Consider the following 16,414-nt stretch of genomic DNA (forward strand, 5'->3'; position numbering starts at 1 on the left):
CTCCATCACGGGTATAGGGGAGAGCCTTCCAAGCCCAATGTTTCCTCATATCCGTTCATTACGTTGTAGTTTTGTATCGCTTGCCCTGCAGCACCTTTCACCAAATTATCAATCACCGAAACGACCGTGATTCGATTCGTCCGCTCATCATAAGTCACGCCGATGTGACAACGATTGCTCCCAAACACTTCTTTCGTTGCTGGGTAACGCCCCTCTGAGTACACATGAACGAACGGTGACGTCTCATACACGTACGCAAAATGTTCGCGCAATTCCTTTTCAGAGATTGCTTGATTAGCCTCAGCATAAATGGTCGCCATAATTCCTCGAACCATTGGGACGAGATGTGTAGAGAAGGTAACATTGCCGACCGACTCATCCCAGTTGCGCAATTGTTGCTCAATCTCCGGTGTATGTTTGTGCTGGTTCACTTGATAGATTTTAAAGTTTTCGTTCATCTCACTAAAATGGGTAATCTGCGAAGGGTTTCGTCCAGCCCCTGATGTTCCTGATTTCGCATCAATAATGATTCGTTTCGGGTCAATCCATTTCTGTTGTACTAATGGCGCTAACCCGAGCAGGACAGCCGTTGGATAGCAACCTGGATTGGCAATGATTTGGGCCGCTGCTATTTCGTCACGTTGCCATTCGGTTAATCCGTATACAGCGCCTCGGATCGTTCCCACTGGAGCCGCTTGTCGCTTATACCAAGCTTCATAGACATCTGGTTCATTTATTCGCAAATCACCAGATAAATCGATCACCTTCAGGCCTAATTTCACAAGATCAGGTGTCAACTCTCCCGATACTCCAGGTGGTGTCGCTAAAAACACGGTATCCACGTCCGCGCGTATCGCTTCTGGATCGATTGCCTTTAACGTCCAGCGCACGTTTCCAGAAAGGTGCGGATACATGTCATCTAACGGTAACCCTTCTTGTGATGATGAATAGCAGATGATTTCCTCAACGTTCGGATGCTGCGATAACAGACGAATGAGTTCTAGTCCTCCGTAGCCTGTTGCACCGACAATACCAACCTTCACGATTGTTCTCCCCCAATATCTGTTTTCAGAACTTTTTTAACGTTGCTTCTGATTATAAAACTGAATAAAAATAAATTCAACTGTATTTTTATATATTTTTGTTTTATTTTCTAATCGGCGAAAATGACAAACGATAAGTGCTGAAGTTTTCATGTTTAGCTCCCGTTCTCGTCGGTGTTCATTCATGACTCTGTATAAGCGGCCGCTTAAATCCATAGCTACAACTGAGTGAAAAGAATGATGGTCGCTTTTTAGAACCTTGATGATTTGTGCTTTGTATAAGGTCTCTCCGTTTATACCTTTTAATAAAAGTACCATTTCCTTAGAGTGAAAAAAGAGCGCCGATACCATCTCGTGGTCAGCACTCTTCCTCTTTATTCATTGAGCTCGCTCCTTAAACATTTCTGGCGAGCTAGATTGATTTAATATCTTGGTGAGACGAAATAATGATTTTTCTGGGATAAAACCATTGTATCTTCGTGAGTTCCGCTATTATCCCCCCAATGGATAAGGAGTTGTATATAGTCATTTTTATTCGTAAACATCGATTCAAAGCTGTGAATAAAATCTTCGCTCTGATGCTCTTCTGTTAAAATCGCTTCTTCATAGAATTCAGCTTTATGCATTAGTTCACCATTCCGTGTAAACTCTGCATCTACAAGAGAGACCTCTCCCTCCCCTTGTCAATAGATAACACCGAGCCAGTCTCCTGGGGCATCAGGTTCTCGATTATAATCGTAAGCCGCTTCCCATTGGTATCTTCTGTCGCTCCTCCCCATTTCAGTGATTGATTGATTGAATATGCACCCCATATGAGAAGGAGGGTTGCGATTACGAAAATTGTGTAAAGATATGGTTTGTGTCGAGCCATTGTACTCACTATCCCCTCTGCCAAAGTAAACAGACTTAATATCGGTTACATCTCTCATGATACACGTTGTTCAAAAATTACTATCCTATCTCCTTTGCGTAGTTACAACCTCAGCATAAAAACCTGCTGTGTGTTTTACAGCAGGCTCTACTATTCTATTCATTCTTTCCCAAATAGACTCTTGCTTCATATGGACGTAATCGGAAGGATGTATATGATCCGTTTTCTTCTTCATCATAGTTGCTAAGCAGCAAAGTCGGTTCGCTTAACACTACCTCGGCTGGGCATTCAAAGTCGGTTATTCGCCCGTAAAAGTTACATACGACGAGAAGTGTTTGCCCATTGTACGTACGTTTGTAGGCAAAAATCTGTGGATCGTCCTCAAGAATGAGATCGTACGAGCCATGAACGAGGATCGCATGCTCTTTTCTTAATTGAATCAGTTTTTGATAGTGATAAAAAATCGAGTTCGGGTCTTTCAATGCTTGCTTTACGTTAATTTCCTTATAATTTGGATTGACTTCAAGCCACGGCGTTCCGTCTGTAAATCCTCCATGTTTTGTCTCATCCCACTGCATCGGCGTTCGTGCATTATCTCGCCCTTTTGCATGAATAGACGCCATAAGTGTTTCATGAGGAACCCCTTGTGCTCGTTTTTCTTTGTACATGTTCAGTGTTTCAATATCTTGATATTGCTCAATCGAATCGAAGCGAACATTCGTCATCCCGATTTCTTCCCCTTGATAAATAAAAGGGGTTCCCTTCATACAATGGAGAAGAGTGGCAAGCATTTTTGCTGATTCTACACGGTAGGATTGATCATCACCGAACCGTGAAACGATTCGCGGTTGATCGTGGTTGTTCCAATAGAGTGAATTCCACCCGATGTCTTGCAATCCTTTTTGCCAGCGGGAAAGACTTGCTTTCAAGTCTTTAAGCTCGAGAGGCTTAAGATCCCATTTCCCGTTTGGCCCTTGATCGAGACCAACGTGTTCAAATTGGAATACCATATTCAGCTCGTTACGCTCTTCTCCCGTATAAAGCTGGGCAAGCTCTGGTGTTACGCCTGGCATTTCACCAACCGTCATGAGATCATAATGCTGCAGGACGTTTTCATGCATTTCCTGTAAATACGTATGGATGTTAGGTCCATTCATAAAATAGTTCGAACCAGATACGTACGGTTGCCCCGGTTGAGGTTCTGCATCAGGTAGCCCGTCCACTTTTGATATAAAGTTGATCACATCCATGCGAAAGCCATCGATTCCTTTGTCAAGCCACCACGTCATCATCTCATAAATCTTTTCCCGTAACTTCGGATTCTCCCAATTTAAATCAGGTTGCTTTTTTGAAAACAAATGCAAATAATATTCACCAGTTGTCTCATCGTACGTCCATGCAGACCCGCTAAAATTAGAAGCCCAATTGTTCGGTTCCTTACCATCTTTCCCTGGTCGCCAAATGTAAAAATCCCGATACGGATTGTCTTTTGACTTTCGTGATTCTACAAACCATGCGTGCTCATCTGAACTATGGTTAACGACAAGATCCATGATCAGCTTCATTCCTCGGGTGTGAATCTCAGCTAAAAGTGTTTCCCAATCGGCCATTGTACCGAACTCATCCATGATCGCCTTATAATCACGAATGTCATAGCCATTGTCATCATTTGGAGAATCGTAAACTGGTGAGAGCCAAATGACATCCACTCCGAGCGTTTTTAAATAATCAAGTCGTGAAATGATACCAGGAATATCGCCAATTCCATCCCCATTGTAATCTTGAAAGCTTCGCGGGTAAATTTGATAAACGACACTTTCTTTCCACCATTGCGTACTCATCGTTTTACCTCCTAACGAAAACGTTTACGTAGACGACCAATTAAAATCTCCCCCATTTATCGGTCCGAGTTCTACTTTGATAGATATGGTCGAGAGAGAAAACGTTTACGTGAACATCCTATCACATCTTTTTTATCCCTTCCACCATTGTCTTTTATTTTTTACCTAAAGGTTCAACCGACTAAAAGAGCCTTGACTCAGATGTCAAGACTCCACAAGTATTCCTATTCAACAGTTGCCTTTAAATCGTTAATAATTTCGGCTTGGTCTGTCGCCATTCCATCATAACGACGAATCACTAGCCCTTGATCATCCACTAAGAAAAAGTCCGTCGTATGGATAATGTCCTCATTTTCCGGATCTTCTTGGACGATCGAAGCAAAGGCTGTTTTCGCCAATTCTGTGATCTCCTCATCGGAGTAACCAGTGACAAACGACCAATATTCGAAGTCGGCACCGACATTTTCCCCATAAACCTTTAACAGTTCAGGAGTATCGCGATCAGGATCAACCGTAAAGGACACAACCTTTACATCTAGTCCTTCTTCGATCATTGCATCTTGAAGGTTAACCATATTAGGAGTCATAATATTGCACACACCCGGACAGTGAGTAAAAATCATGTTCACTAGCCAGTAGTTCCCTTTCAGCTGTTCTGTTCCAAATGGGTCCCCTTCTTGATTCACATATTCAAAATCTGGTACGGTCAAGCCTGCTTCCGAAATATCGAAGGCTGGATCAGTTGCCTCATTGTTACTCCCCATATCATAAAGCCAGTTACAGCCGCCTAACATCAAAGCAAGGACGGCAATTGTCATCCATCTTTTCAATTCGTTTCGACCTCTCTTATTTGACAGTCGGAACATCACTAATGGTGAGCGCCCCGTCCTGCTGTTTTTCTTTTGATAACCATTGTTTAAATACATAGCCGATCGTAAACCCGTATGTGATCTCCTGCATAATCTTCATCAGGACGCCAGCTAATTGTTGATCCATTCTTGTTTCTAAAAAAGTAAATGAGTCTGGGCCATTAAATACTGACAGTGGAACCGACGATCCCGGAGGCAAGCAATAGGCCATCACTTCCGCCCAAATAGCTGGATTTGTATACGTTTGATAAAGAGGTTGCGGTGCAAAAATAATGAGCGCACACGCCGGTGTAATGAGAATCCCATTCGCAAAAATATAGCCGATCCGCCGCAAATCCGATAGCTTGGACGTACTTGGAATCGGAGCAATCATGTGCCACCACATTAAAAAGGCACCGTACAGTAATAAAAACTGATACAAGCTATGAAGGATTGGGGATTGCATCAAACTATCAAACATAAATGGGACGTGATACAATGAAAATAACCCATTAAATAGCAATAAAGCAACAATCGGATTCATAGCTATTTTTGCAAACTGCTCAGACCATGGACGTCTTAACTTTTCAAAAATAGCAGAAAACACCCAAGCTGGCGTTCCTAGTAAAAAGAGGGGTACCGCAATAAAATAAGCAAACACCATTTGTGCCATATGAAACGTGATCATCAAATGCCCAGCAACATAAAATGGGCTACCCCAACCTATATAAAGAGCAATTAGGCCTAAAACAAAGTAGATCTTTTTACGGATAGGTACTGGTTCACTATTTGTAAATCGTTCTCGCCATTTCGTTGCAATCATAAAATAAACAAAGCCAACCATGGCTAAGATGATGATCAGTTCAGGAGTCCAAAGAGCACGAAACCCAAAGTTTGAAAAAAGCTGATCCAAGAAAATCCCTCCTAAATCAAAAAACACCTTGCATTCATAGCAACACATGTCCACTCTAATGATAGCACAGTTTGACGTTTGCAGAATGGCTTGAATCTGTCCATTTTGTTACCTTATTTTGAAATCCAATAAAAAACAGACATAGAAAGGAAGTAAACATGCCACAACGACATTTAATTGCCCTTGATTTAGATGGAACCTTACTAACAGACAACAAAACCATCTCCATGAAAACAAAACAAACGATCCAAAAAGCACGAGAAGCGGGTCACATTGTTGTAATTTCAACAGGCAGACCTTATCGGGCTAGTATCCAGTATTACCAAGAGCTACAGCTCGATACAGCGATTGTTAATTTTAACGGTGCCTTCGTCCACCATCCGAAAGATTCCAGCTTCGGTACATATCACCATCCATTGGAGCTTTCAACGGCTAGGCAAGTAATTGAGACGTGCGAGGCGTTCGACGTGTCCAACATTATGGTGGAGGTCATCGATGATTATTATTTGCGCTATTATGATGAGCTGTTTATTCAAACCTTTACGGAAGGACAGGGGCCCGTCGAGCATGGGAATTTGCTTAAAAAATTAAGGGATGATCCTACATGTGTTCTCATTCATCCGAAAGACGATCATGTGAGTGAATTGCGATCCTTATTAGACGGAGCGCATGCAGAAGTGATTGATCAGCGAACATGGGGAGCGCCATGGAATGTCATTGAAATTGTAAAAGCTGGCATGAACAAAGCGGTCGGTCTCAAGCGAATTGCTGACTATTATCAAGTACCGAAAGAGCGGATCATTGCGTTTGGCGATGAGGATAATGATTTCGAAATGATTGAGTACGCTGGAAAAGGGGTCGCCATGGCGAATGCCATTGATCCATTAAAAGCTCTTGCCAACGACATCACATTATCTAATGAAGACGATGGGATTGCTGTTTATCTTGAAGAGGCGCTAAATCTTTAATGGTGTATTGCGGGTAGCGGAATGGCGCCCAAGTTTTTTGAAAGAGACAATCACATATTTCGGTCTACTCCCTTGACCCATTTTATGTTAGGCTAGTCTTAAGAAAGAAAGTGCAGGTATTTGGGAGGATAGGAGAATGGTGAACGTCTATAAACTGCCACGTAATGCGGATCGAGATACGCAAATACAACTGGCAGATCTACTTATGGGGCAATTGGAATCCATAGGGACAAAAGAGCCTTATCAACAAGCATTAAAAACCATTGAGCTAGCGCTACATCCAGATTCACAAGCACATATCTTTGTCGCAGAAAAGGATGAAGCAATGGTTGGAGCTGCTTTTCTTAATGTTGGTCTTAGCCTTGATAAGGGAGGCTACTATATTTGGCTCAATGATTTGTATGTGCATAAAGAACACCGGAACCAAGGAATTGCTAAAAAAATTTTACTCAAAATTATTTACTGGGCTGAAACGAAAGAAATCAAAGGAATTGAATTAGAAACAGGAATTAACAACGAGGCAACAAAGGCACTTTACAATTCATTAGGCTTTTATGATATTATTTCTAAACGATACGGATTTCGCTTTTAACCTTTCTGCACCGGCTTTTTAAGCTAGGTGCTTTTTTTGACGAAAGAAACGCCCATTTCTTCCTGAAGTGGGCGTTTTACTTCTTTTTTTTCGATCTCTTACATATGATAAAGCAACTTAAAACCGAAAGCGACACTCCCTGTTCGTACATGATTGTCGTTAAAAGTTGTCACCTCTCCATCATTTGTCCATCTTCCACTGCTGGGGATCCCTGATGTGAGATCAGGAAAAAGGAGTGTATCACATGCGAGATGCTTTTCAAGGTGTTGAGTTTGTTGATCTGTCTGTCAACCTTCCCAAAAAAACATTACATCATTTCATTAAGCAAATGATGAATGAAGAGTACTCCCTCTACTGGCGCTACGATGAGGATCAAATTAAATTATTAATCGAAAAAGAACAAACCGTACACGAAATCCCTTTTATTAAAAATGCACCTTTTTTAACTCTTTCTGCTAAGTCCCTTTTTGTGACTGAGCCTATCATAGCACAAGCCATCGAACGGCTACTGCAATCGGAAAAAGGGTCAGGAGTCGTCAAACGCCATACGAAGGGCCCCCAATACATTACGTCATATCAAGAGGGGGATATTGAATCAATGATTGAGATTGATGGGAGTGAAAAAGTGATGATGAACCGAAATGGCTCGATGATTCAGTACAAAGATGATGACCAAACAATGGAACCGCAAACAATTTACAACATCGTCAGTCTCGAAATTGATTATCTATTAATGGAATTATACGAAGCGCTCCAATCCCGCGATTCAAAAGTTATTGAAACGTGTAAACAAAAGCTCTCCCGACTCGCCAACCAACGCAAACAGCTGGAGCCGCTCGTGCGGGAACAATGATTCTTCCATTACCATATGAAGAAGCAAGCACATTATGACAACTTTTTTCTCGCTTGCTTCTTTTTTTGTCAAAAATTTTGCAGCAACTAGTAGGTTATTTTTTGTTTTATGAAATTAGAGCCCAGTCCATTCATAGGAGATGATGTTCGTAAACACGCATGCTTCACTGGAACTACCATTAATGTAGTGATGCACCTGATCGGCTGGAAAATGAATACCGTCCCCTCTTTCCAGCACATACACTTCATCCCCGATTTTGACGTTTAACGTCCCTTTCTCCACAATGACAAATTCATGCACACCTTGAGCATGGCCTTCAGACGTATGGTCCGTCCCTGCTTCCAGCTTCACCGAAAAAATTTCAAACGGCTTGTCTTTCGAACGGGGAAAGAGAGGAAACACTTGAAAATCACAGCCATCAATGATCGGTAGTACTTGATCACGTTTAATCACTGTAACATTCGGCTTCTCATCCTCAATAAAAGCGGTGAATGAGACGTGAAGGCCTGTGGCAATCTTCCATAATGTACTTACTGTTGGATTCGATTCTCCTCGTTCAATTTGACCGAGCATCGGTTTACTTACCCCTGTTTTCTTCGCTAACTGATCAAGAGTCATGCCTCGATCTGAACGAATTCTTTTCAGTCGTTGTCCAATTCGTTTGGAAAGCATCTCTTTGTTCATAAAAAACTCCTTGTCGTGATATACGTTATAGCGTACAATTATATTATAAAACAAACAGAACAGTAAATCATTAGAGAGGACATGTTTTATGGAAACTGCGTCAAACATGATAAAAGCAAGAGAGACTGATTGGCTACGTGGTGCTGCCATCGGTTCAAGCATTGCCATCGGCTATATTCCCGCGGCCTTAACCTTTGGCCTCTTAGCAAAGGGAACCGGCTTAACCTTACTTGAAACAATTGCGATGAGCTTGTTCGTTTATGCCGGTGCATCGCAATATATGGCTTTAACGCTCATCGCTATCGGGACCGGAACGATTGAAATCATTTTAACCACGTTTATCGTCAACATCCGTCATTTGCTTATGTCTGCTTCGATTCGTGCAAAGATGGAAGACACCCATCCAGTGAAACGAGCGATCACCGCTTTTGGTATAACCGACGAAGTGTTCGCCCTTGTCACCTCCCAAGATAGACGATTGACAAATGGATTTGTTATTGGTGTTGCTGTGATTGCCTATGTAAGCTGGGTCGTTCATAGCGCCGTTGGCTACATCGTTGGATCTGCTCTTCCCGCCACATTACAGCAAGGAATGGGAGTGGCATTATACGCTATGTTTATCGCTCTCTTAATTCCTTCTGTGAGAAAACATCGTTCTGTTCTTATTTTAGCGGGAACAGCTGCACTTTTAAACGGGTTATTTTCACTCTTTTTCCCAAGTGGATGGTCGATCATCCTAGCAACGCTCATTGCCTCTGTTGGTTATGAAATTGGAAAAGCAAAGAAAGGAGCGAGAGCATGAGTTTAATGATGGTTTGGTTAATCCTTGGAATGGCGCTTGTGACGTACATTCCTCGTATGCTACCGCTCGTATTTTTAGATACGGAAAAATTCCCCCAATGGATGAAGGGTGTATTACAGAATGTCCCTTACGCCGCACTCGGTGCTCTTATTTTCCCAGGGATTTTAGGGGCTCACGATCAACTTTGGATCGCTCTTTTTGGAGGAGTGGTAGCTGTAGCCTTTGCCTATCTTGGCGCCAACTTAATCGTAGTGGTTTTGGCGAGTATCGGGTTTGTTAGCGGACTCACCTATTTCTTTTCTTAATCTGACCTCCATTCTCCTTTGTAAAAAAGAGCGTAAAGCGTTCACAAAAAGATCGTAGCGACTGAGCCGAAGCCACGGGGATAAAGAAATCACGGTGAGCTTGCAAACCGATGAACTGATCATGGACACTCTCGGGATGTCGCTTCGTGTTTGGCGCTTTGCGCTCCTCATCACTAGTTAGCCTTTTTTATCAATAAAAGCAGATCACATTCCCCTTCTTCACTCCCTTAGCCTCCCTTTCATTTCTACATCAGACAGGTTACAATAATAGAATGGTTCTCTGACGAATTTTAAAAAACGTGGAAGTTAATTGCTAGAGGAGGCCACTATGGCGGAAACAACTCCATCTCTTTCCATTGAGTATGTGCAGCACTTACTAAATAAAAAATTCCAATCGTATATTGCTGAGCGCGGAAAGCGATATCATGAAGAAGGTAAAGTGATTAACTTTTCCGTTCAGTCGAATAACAGGATTGAAGCACAGGTAGACGGAACACATTTATACCATGTGACAGTGGTTCTTGACGACTTTGGCCTGAGCAACTGCACGTGTCCATACGAAGACTACTGTAAACACATGGCAGCCGCCTTGTATGAATGGCAACATCGCCAAGTACTAGCCAACATCTGGGATAAAAATATTCCGCAACCTGTGATCGATACGCTCCATCCTGTACTGTTTTCAACCTATCGTCAGCTCATATCAAGAGCTTATTTAACAGTGGCACAGGTAGAGGAGCTGATGGAAGCCATGAAAACAGCTGTGAAGCAACACTTTTCAGATGCGGAAGCGGCGGTCATTTATATTTATATCATTCAAGCCATGTACGGTATGGCCACGTCCTATCAAACGTACGAACGACAAGAACGACGGTTTTCTTCTTTTTTTCAAGGGCTACAAGAAGTCATAATCCAAGCGCTACCTGCCCTATCAGACGGTGACCTGCTACGGCTTGCCAAGGCGATGTTCCGTTCCTTTTTGTCTAATGAAAACACGGAATACGGACCTTGGGAATCTCTAATGAGGGAGTTTCTCCCCCTCGTTCCGTCACGACTATATCAAAGGCTATCCGATTTATTAGACGCCACGTATGAAAAGCAACCGCTAGGAAAAAAAGGGCGATTAGTGAAAAGCTATTTTCTCCTAGCTGAAGGACATGGTCTACTCGCATTACAGCAGCTTGAAGGTCATACGATCCGAGAGCCTGATGTCCTTCCTCATATGACATGGATGAAAACAAATCACGCATGGACAACGATGAAAGCATGGTTTCACATGCTCTTTCCTCGTAAAGAGTCGGCCTTTCTCTACCTACAGCCGTTTTACGATGAAATGGAAGTTGAGACAGCCAGTGATGAATCTTTGCAATCGTCGAACGTTTGGGCACGCTGGCTCCAACAGCCTTCATATCAACGGCTGCTGTCACTAACGAAGAATTGGTCAAAAGAAAAACGCTCAGCACTTATTCAAGAGCTGCTTCCAGCCTTAAAAAATCAGCTAGAGCAAATGCCTTCACGGATAGCGTATATTAAGCTCCTCACCCTAGAAAAACGAGCGGAGGAAGGGGCGAACTATTTACTACAATATGAAACAGAGCCTTTTCGTTTACGCCCTGAGGTAAATGAATTACTGCAAATGATTCAGTGTGAAAACAGAGAACTGCTGTTTCCTGTTTACCATCAATTCGTGCTCCGTTTAATCGAAAAAAAATCCAGACCTCATTATGAAGAGGCTGTCCATTTTTTAAAAATCTTGCATTGTTTGTATAAGGAAACCGAAGACAAGGAACGCTTTCACCAATACATTCGCCGGTTAAAATATACGTATAAATCGTACCGAGCGTTGCTAGAGGAGTTGAGACAGCTTGATTCCTAATATCATCGTCCACGGTGGTTGGTTCAAAGATCACTTTTTCATTTGGGGTGAAGAGCAAGCCTCTTCCTCCTCAGGCCGAATCGTTCGTTTCGAATATCCTTTTTTATATTCACCCTTTGAGTTAAGGCTTGCCCTGTTTCGGCATGATCCTCATTCTTTTTACGGGAGTTTTTTGCAACATGGCCAAGCTGTTTTAGAAGTCCCATTGGCGGAAAGAGCGTTTCATTCCCCTGCGGGTACAACAACGATCTACCAAGCCGAACCCTCGATGAAATCGTTTCGTTTTCCTGTCGAAGGGATTATGCTCTCGGCCGATGAATTGTTTGACTACGGTTCATTTTTGTCAAAGCTTGGGTCATCTTCGTCTGATGAATGGGTATTGGCTGACGACTTTCACTTTTGGCTCCATTTTTTCTTGTACATTCGCCAATCCATCAGAAACGGAGCCTTTTCACCATCCGCTCAAGGAACGTGGGTACTTAATAATCCGCATTGGAAAGCTTGGGCAGAAGCCATGCCCGAGGTGTGTCTTGCCCTTACGGAAAACGCCCCTCTTATTCAAACAACGGAAGAAGAACCAGTTCATGAACAATTGCAGGCGATCGGTGAGCACCTGACCGATAAGTGGATTCGCCGTTTGCTTCAAACAGATAAAGGGAAAGATCGCTTTCTTTCTTATGTTCAGTCGCTCCATCCATCTGTCAAACGAACGCTTGAACAGATGGGACCTTACGGAGAGGGACCGACGGAAGAGACGCATTCAGAAAAAGTAGACCGTGATCACTTTCTCGAAGCCGTTGGTGTGAAACCTCAGGCGCCATTCCAATGTGCCTTTGTGTTAAAAGAACCGATAACGGGTAAGACGGATTGGACCCTGTCCCTATGTGTGGTCGATAAAGTCAATCCATCGATTATCGTGGAAATGGAAGAGCTAAGCCAAGGGCAACACCCATGGCGAATGAATCCAGTACCATTACTAAAAGAACGGTTACCAGCCGTCACCGATCGTCTTCCTCTTTTGCAATCGATAAAGCTTTCTTCTCCTGTCATAAAGCTATCGAATGAGGAAGCATATCATTTGTTTACAACCTATGATGAATACTTAAAGGAACTTGGCTTTCGTCTCATCGTTCCTCGCTGGCTCACCCAACGAAGGCCATTAAAAGTGAAACTGAAAATGGATGCCCACGCCTTGCACTCAGAGGTTGAGCCACTATTAAATTGGCAAAGCGTCGCTTCGTTTCAATATGAACTGGCGATTGGGGATAACCGAGTTTCGCTAGAAGAATTCCAAACGTTTGTAGATGAAAACCGTCCGTTTTTACAGCTTAATGGCGAATGGATTGCTTGGGACCCATCCTTAGCTAAAAAATTGCGCGCTTATTTGAATAAGCTTGAACACGGGCAAACGACTTATCTTGATGCTTGGCGATTAGAGCAATCGGAAGAAGGATCTTTTCAAGAAGCGGTGGAGTGGGAGCTTGAGTGGAGCGCTGAAATCGAACAAAAGATCAAACAGTTGTTTCAACAGAACGTTCCATTAAGACCAGCACCTGCTTCCCTTCAGGCGACACTTCGTCCTTATCAGGAAGAGGGGGCTTCTTGGCTTATCCACCTTCGAGAGACAGGCTTTGGCGGTTGCCTAGCCGATGATATGGGGTTAGGAAAAACCGTACAGACCATTTCCTACATTCTGTATGTGCTCGAACACGGACAGCAGAACAAAAAGCCATTTCTATTGTTTTGTCCTACATCGCTCATTACAAACTGGGTTCATGAATGTAAAACGTTTGCTCCAAGCCTAAATGTTTATGTTCACCATGGACAACAGCGTCATCAAGAAAATGAGACGGCTTGGCGCGAAGCAGATATTGTCATTTCCTCCTACTCCTTAGCATATAAAGATCTCGACCAATGGAAGGACATTGAATGGAATGGACTAATCCTTGATGAAGCACAGCAAATCAAAAACGTTGATACGAAACAGCGGCAGGCGGTGAAATCCATTCGTGCAGCTCATCGAATCGCGTTAACTGGGACACCAATTGAAAATCGGTTAAAAGAATTATGGTCGATCATGGATGTATTGAACCCGTCCTATTTAAAATCACTCACCCATTTTACGCGGACCTTTATTAAGCCGATTGAAAGAGAAAAGGATGAAGCACGCCTTCAAGAATTGCAGCAACTCATTCAACCGTTGCTGCTACGGAGAAAAAAATCCGATGAAGCCTTAGCACTACAACTACCTGAAAAACGAGAGCACGTTCATCGTGTGTCACTAAGCGTCGAGCAAGCGGCATTGTATCAGGCGGTCGTTGATAACATGGTGCATCAGCTTGGCGACGTGACCCATATGGAACGGCGAGCACTCATCTTAAAAACTCTCACAAAGCTGAAGCAAATTTGCAACCACCCTGCCCACTTTTTAAAGGATAAAAACGTTGATGCTCATCAATCAGAAAAATGGGAGTTGCTGCTAACCTTAAGTGAGCAAATCATGGATCGACAAGAGAAAATGCTCATCTTTACGCAATTTAAGGAGATGGGTCATTTAATGCAAGATGCGTTTCAGTCGCAAATAGGTACACCGATCCCATTTTTGCACGGCAGTTTATCACGCCAACAAAGACAAGAAGCGGTAGAACGATTTCAAAATGACCGCGAGCTGCCAATCTTTATTCTTTCGCTCAAAGCTGGAGGGGTTGGGCTAAATTTAACAGCGGCCAATCATGTCATTCATTACGATCGGTGGTGGAACCCGGCGGTGGAAAATCAAGCGACCGACCGCGCCTATCGAATCGGGCAAACAGCGGATGTCACGGTCCATAAGCTAATGACAGAAGGAACATTGGAGGAGCGAATTCATCAAATGCTTGAGAGCAAGCAAGCTCTCGCCGAGCAAATTTTAACGGCAGGCGAAAACCAACTAACTGAGCTAACAGACGATGAATTGTTAGCACTCATCCGACTATAGAAAGGAGGACTCTATGGCCGCGGACGATCGTTTTTCCCATTATTGGCGATTGAAAAAGCAGTTGCCAAAAATCGACGACACTCCGATATATGAAGATGAATCCTTGTTAAAGGAAGAGTGGCTAAAACTAAGAAAAGCGATTCAAGAGGAAGCAAAGAGCGCTTTTCCACCGAACACAGAAAAGGGGCTGTCTCAAAAGCCCTTAAAAAGAAAAGCCTGAAGTGACATTTATAAGTCGCTTCAGGCTTTTTGTCTCCGATGATCGGTTTATCTCTTCCTGAAACAGGCGGATGGTCTTCGCCTGTTTCAGGAAGTTGTGGGCGATTGCGATCAGCCCAAACTCAATGTTCACCTTGTCAAGGCCACGAAGGTGAAAACGACGGAACGACCGATTGCCCTTGATATGACCGAACACGCTTTCGACCTCTGTTTTCCGTTTTCGATAGGTCTTTGCGCCTTCTTCCGTATCAAGGGCTCGTTTCATTTTTGATTTTCCTTCTTCATATACCGGATTATAGTGAATCTGGCGATTGCCTTTCGCTTTTGTACAATCCGTCTTGAATGGACACCCGGTACAGTCTTCACATTCATATATTTTGAAGTCTCGTTCGTATCCGTAGGCATCCGTTCGTTTGCGGTAGTATCGAAAAGTCACTCTCCGGTTATTTGGGCATATATAGGTATCATCATGTTCCAAATACGTCCAGTTCTGTACCTTCCATGGGTCGTTCCGATAGACCCGGCTTTCTTCTTTTCTCATCGTATGATAAGGGATGAGGGCATCCCATTCGTTTTCAGCGATATATAAATAGTTGGGCTCACTTCCATAACCAGCGTCTGCGATTAGCTTCTTTGGAAAGGGGAGTTGGCGTTCTTCAAGCATACGAAGGTGTGGAATCAAACAACGAGTATCTGTTGGGCGTTGATGAATGGAATAACCGACAATGAATTGATTTTCGGTCCCTGCCTGTACATTATATCCGGGTTTCAGTTGACCGTTTTTCATATGATCTTCCTTCATACGCATAAATGTGGCATCTCGATCGGTTTTGGAGAAACTATTTCGATCACCGAATGTCGCTAATTGATCTTCGTATCTTTCTAAGCGTGGCAGATAGTCTGTGTTTAACTTCTTATGTAATTGGCGCCAGTGACGAGCTTCCGCTTTTTTCTCTTTTTTCAGAACCGGATCTTGTTCGTCATGAAGGGCTTGTTCCGCTTGATTCGCCTGTTTTTCCACTTGAGTGACAGCTTCACGTAACTGTTCAGAAGTCACACGCTTGTTTTCCCCTTGATCATTCTCTACCTGCTGGTTATCGGAATCAATCGTCTCTTCAATGTGGGCGAATAATTCTTCGAGCTTGTCCTGTAGCCGCTCCTTATACTTCTGGACGGACTTTTTCCAAACAAACGTATATCGATTGGCATTCGCCTCGATTTTGGTTCCATCGAGAAAGTAGTTGTCCATGGTGATGTAGTTTTGGTCGAGCAGTAACTGAATGAGGGACGTAAACAATGGCTCAATGATGTCTTTCATTCGTTCCGAGCGAAAACGATTAATGGTGCGGAAATCTGGTGTTTGACGAGCGGCCAACCACATCATCGGAAGATGTTCACGCAGGGACTTGGCAATGTCGCGACACGAATATAATTTTTGCGTGTAGGCATACAAAATGATTTTCGTCATCATCTTTGGGTGGTAGGCACTCCGGCCGCCACCTTTGTATGGGGCGTAGAAGAGATCTTCATCCACCATTTCCACCATGTCATTCACCACACGCGCCACATGGTCTTCGGGGATGAGATCGCTAAAATCCATTGGAAGGACTAATTGGTCCATG

15 protein-coding genes are annotated in these 16,414 nt (G+C 43.3%); 8 read left to right on the forward strand and 7 right to left on the reverse strand.

The features are described from left to right. Positions 1-5: 5 nt before the first annotated feature. The 5 genes from argC to ctaG form a co-directional block, all read right to left on the reverse strand. Positions 6-1,043 carry an N-acetyl-gamma-glutamyl-phosphate reductase gene (gene argC / locus FED51_RS14760; protein WP_010899047.1) on the reverse strand — a complete coding sequence of 346 codons (1,038 nt, stop codon included), beginning with the start codon at positions 1,041-1,043 and terminating at the stop codon, positions 6-8. A gap of 422 nt (positions 1,044-1,465) precedes the next feature. After that, the gene (locus FED51_RS14765) at positions 1,466-1,669 is read right to left on the reverse strand and encodes a hypothetical protein (protein ID WP_053430659.1); all 204 of its coding nucleotides are present in this window, start codon (positions 1,667-1,669) and stop codon (positions 1,466-1,468) included. Between the two features lie 400 nt (positions 1,670-2,069). Continuing rightward, a complete protein-coding gene (locus FED51_RS14770; protein ID WP_053430657.1) occupies positions 2,070-3,755 on the reverse strand; it encodes a glycoside hydrolase family 13 protein in 1,686 nt (561 codons plus the stop codon). Positions 3,756-3,979: 224 nt separating this feature from the next. Next, positions 3,980-4,585 carry an SCO family protein gene (locus FED51_RS14775; protein ID WP_053430656.1) on the reverse strand — a complete coding sequence of 202 codons (606 nt, stop codon included), beginning with the start codon at positions 4,583-4,585 and terminating at the stop codon, positions 3,980-3,982. A 16-nt stretch (positions 4,586-4,601) separates the two neighbouring features. After that, positions 4,602-5,516 carry a cytochrome c oxidase assembly factor CtaG gene (gene ctaG, locus FED51_RS14780; RefSeq protein ID WP_010899052.1) on the reverse strand — a complete coding sequence of 305 codons (915 nt, stop codon included), beginning with the start codon at positions 5,514-5,516 and terminating at the stop codon, positions 4,602-4,604. 158 nt (positions 5,517-5,674) lie between these two features. Here ctaG and FED51_RS14785 point away from each other — a divergent pair, with 158 nt between their 5' ends. The 3 genes from FED51_RS14785 to FED51_RS14795 all read left to right on the forward strand — a co-directional run bounded on the left by FED51_RS14785 (position 5,675) and on the right by FED51_RS14795 (position 7,929). Continuing rightward, positions 5,675-6,484 carry a Cof-type HAD-IIB family hydrolase gene (locus tag FED51_RS14785; protein WP_010899053.1) on the forward strand — a complete coding sequence of 270 codons (810 nt, stop codon included), beginning with the start codon at positions 5,675-5,677 and terminating at the stop codon, positions 6,482-6,484. A gap of 136 nt (positions 6,485-6,620) precedes the next feature. Beyond that, positions 6,621-7,076: a GNAT family N-acetyltransferase gene (locus tag FED51_RS14790; protein ID WP_053430655.1), complete on the forward strand. Its 456-nt coding sequence runs from the start codon at positions 6,621-6,623 to the stop codon at positions 7,074-7,076. A 244-nt stretch (positions 7,077-7,320) separates the two neighbouring features. Continuing rightward, positions 7,321-7,929, forward strand: a complete 609-nt coding sequence (locus FED51_RS14795) for a hypothetical protein (RefSeq protein ID WP_053430654.1) — start codon at positions 7,321-7,323, stop codon at positions 7,927-7,929. Positions 7,930-8,043: 114 nt separating this feature from the next. Here the strand turns inward: FED51_RS14795 and FED51_RS14800 are convergent, their stop codons facing one another. Further along, positions 8,044-8,613 (reverse strand): helix-turn-helix domain-containing protein, encoded by a 570-nt coding sequence (locus tag FED51_RS14800; RefSeq protein WP_010899056.1) that lies wholly within the window; start codon positions 8,611-8,613, stop codon positions 8,044-8,046. A gap of 88 nt (positions 8,614-8,701) precedes the next feature. Between FED51_RS14800 and FED51_RS14805 the strand changes: the two genes are divergently transcribed. The 5 genes from FED51_RS14805 (at position 8,702) to FED51_RS14825 (ending at position 14,793) form a co-directional block, all read left to right on the forward strand. Beyond that, complete coding sequence (locus FED51_RS14805) at positions 8,702-9,415, forward strand: AzlC family ABC transporter permease (RefSeq protein WP_053430653.1); 714 nt, start codon at positions 8,702-8,704, stop codon at positions 9,413-9,415. After that, positions 9,412-9,720, forward strand: coding sequence for an AzlD domain-containing protein (locus FED51_RS14810; protein ID WP_010899058.1), 309 nt, complete (start codon positions 9,412-9,414; stop codon positions 9,718-9,720). The genes FED51_RS14805 and FED51_RS14810 overlap by 4 nt, the downstream gene beginning before the upstream one ends. 328 nt (positions 9,721-10,048) lie before the next feature. Further along, positions 10,049-11,596 carry an SWIM zinc finger family protein gene (locus FED51_RS14815; RefSeq protein WP_053430652.1) on the forward strand — a complete coding sequence of 516 codons (1,548 nt, stop codon included), beginning with the start codon at positions 10,049-10,051 and terminating at the stop codon, positions 11,594-11,596. After that, positions 11,586-14,573: a DEAD/DEAH box helicase gene (locus FED51_RS14820; RefSeq protein WP_010899060.1), complete on the forward strand. Its 2,988-nt coding sequence runs from the start codon at positions 11,586-11,588 to the stop codon at positions 14,571-14,573. Before FED51_RS14815 ends, FED51_RS14820 begins: the two co-directional genes overlap by 11 nt. Before the next feature lie 13 nt (positions 14,574-14,586). Further along, on the forward strand, positions 14,587-14,793 hold the full coding sequence (locus tag FED51_RS14825) for a hypothetical protein (protein ID WP_138090653.1): 207 nt from the start codon (positions 14,587-14,589) through the stop codon (positions 14,791-14,793). On the opposite strand, the gene FED51_RS14830 is transcribed toward FED51_RS14825, so the two are convergent. Further along, complete coding sequence (locus FED51_RS14830; RefSeq protein WP_138091084.1) at positions 14,776-16,413, reverse strand: IS1182 family transposase; 1,638 nt, start codon at positions 16,411-16,413, stop codon at positions 14,776-14,778. The two genes, FED51_RS14825 and FED51_RS14830, sit on opposite strands and share 18 nt — an antisense overlap. Position 16,414 lies beyond the last annotated feature (1 nt).

This window comes from Halalkalibacterium halodurans, from assembly GCF_005671335.1.
Lineage (GTDB): Bacteria > Bacillota > Bacilli > Bacillales > Bacillaceae_D > Halalkalibacterium > Halalkalibacterium halodurans.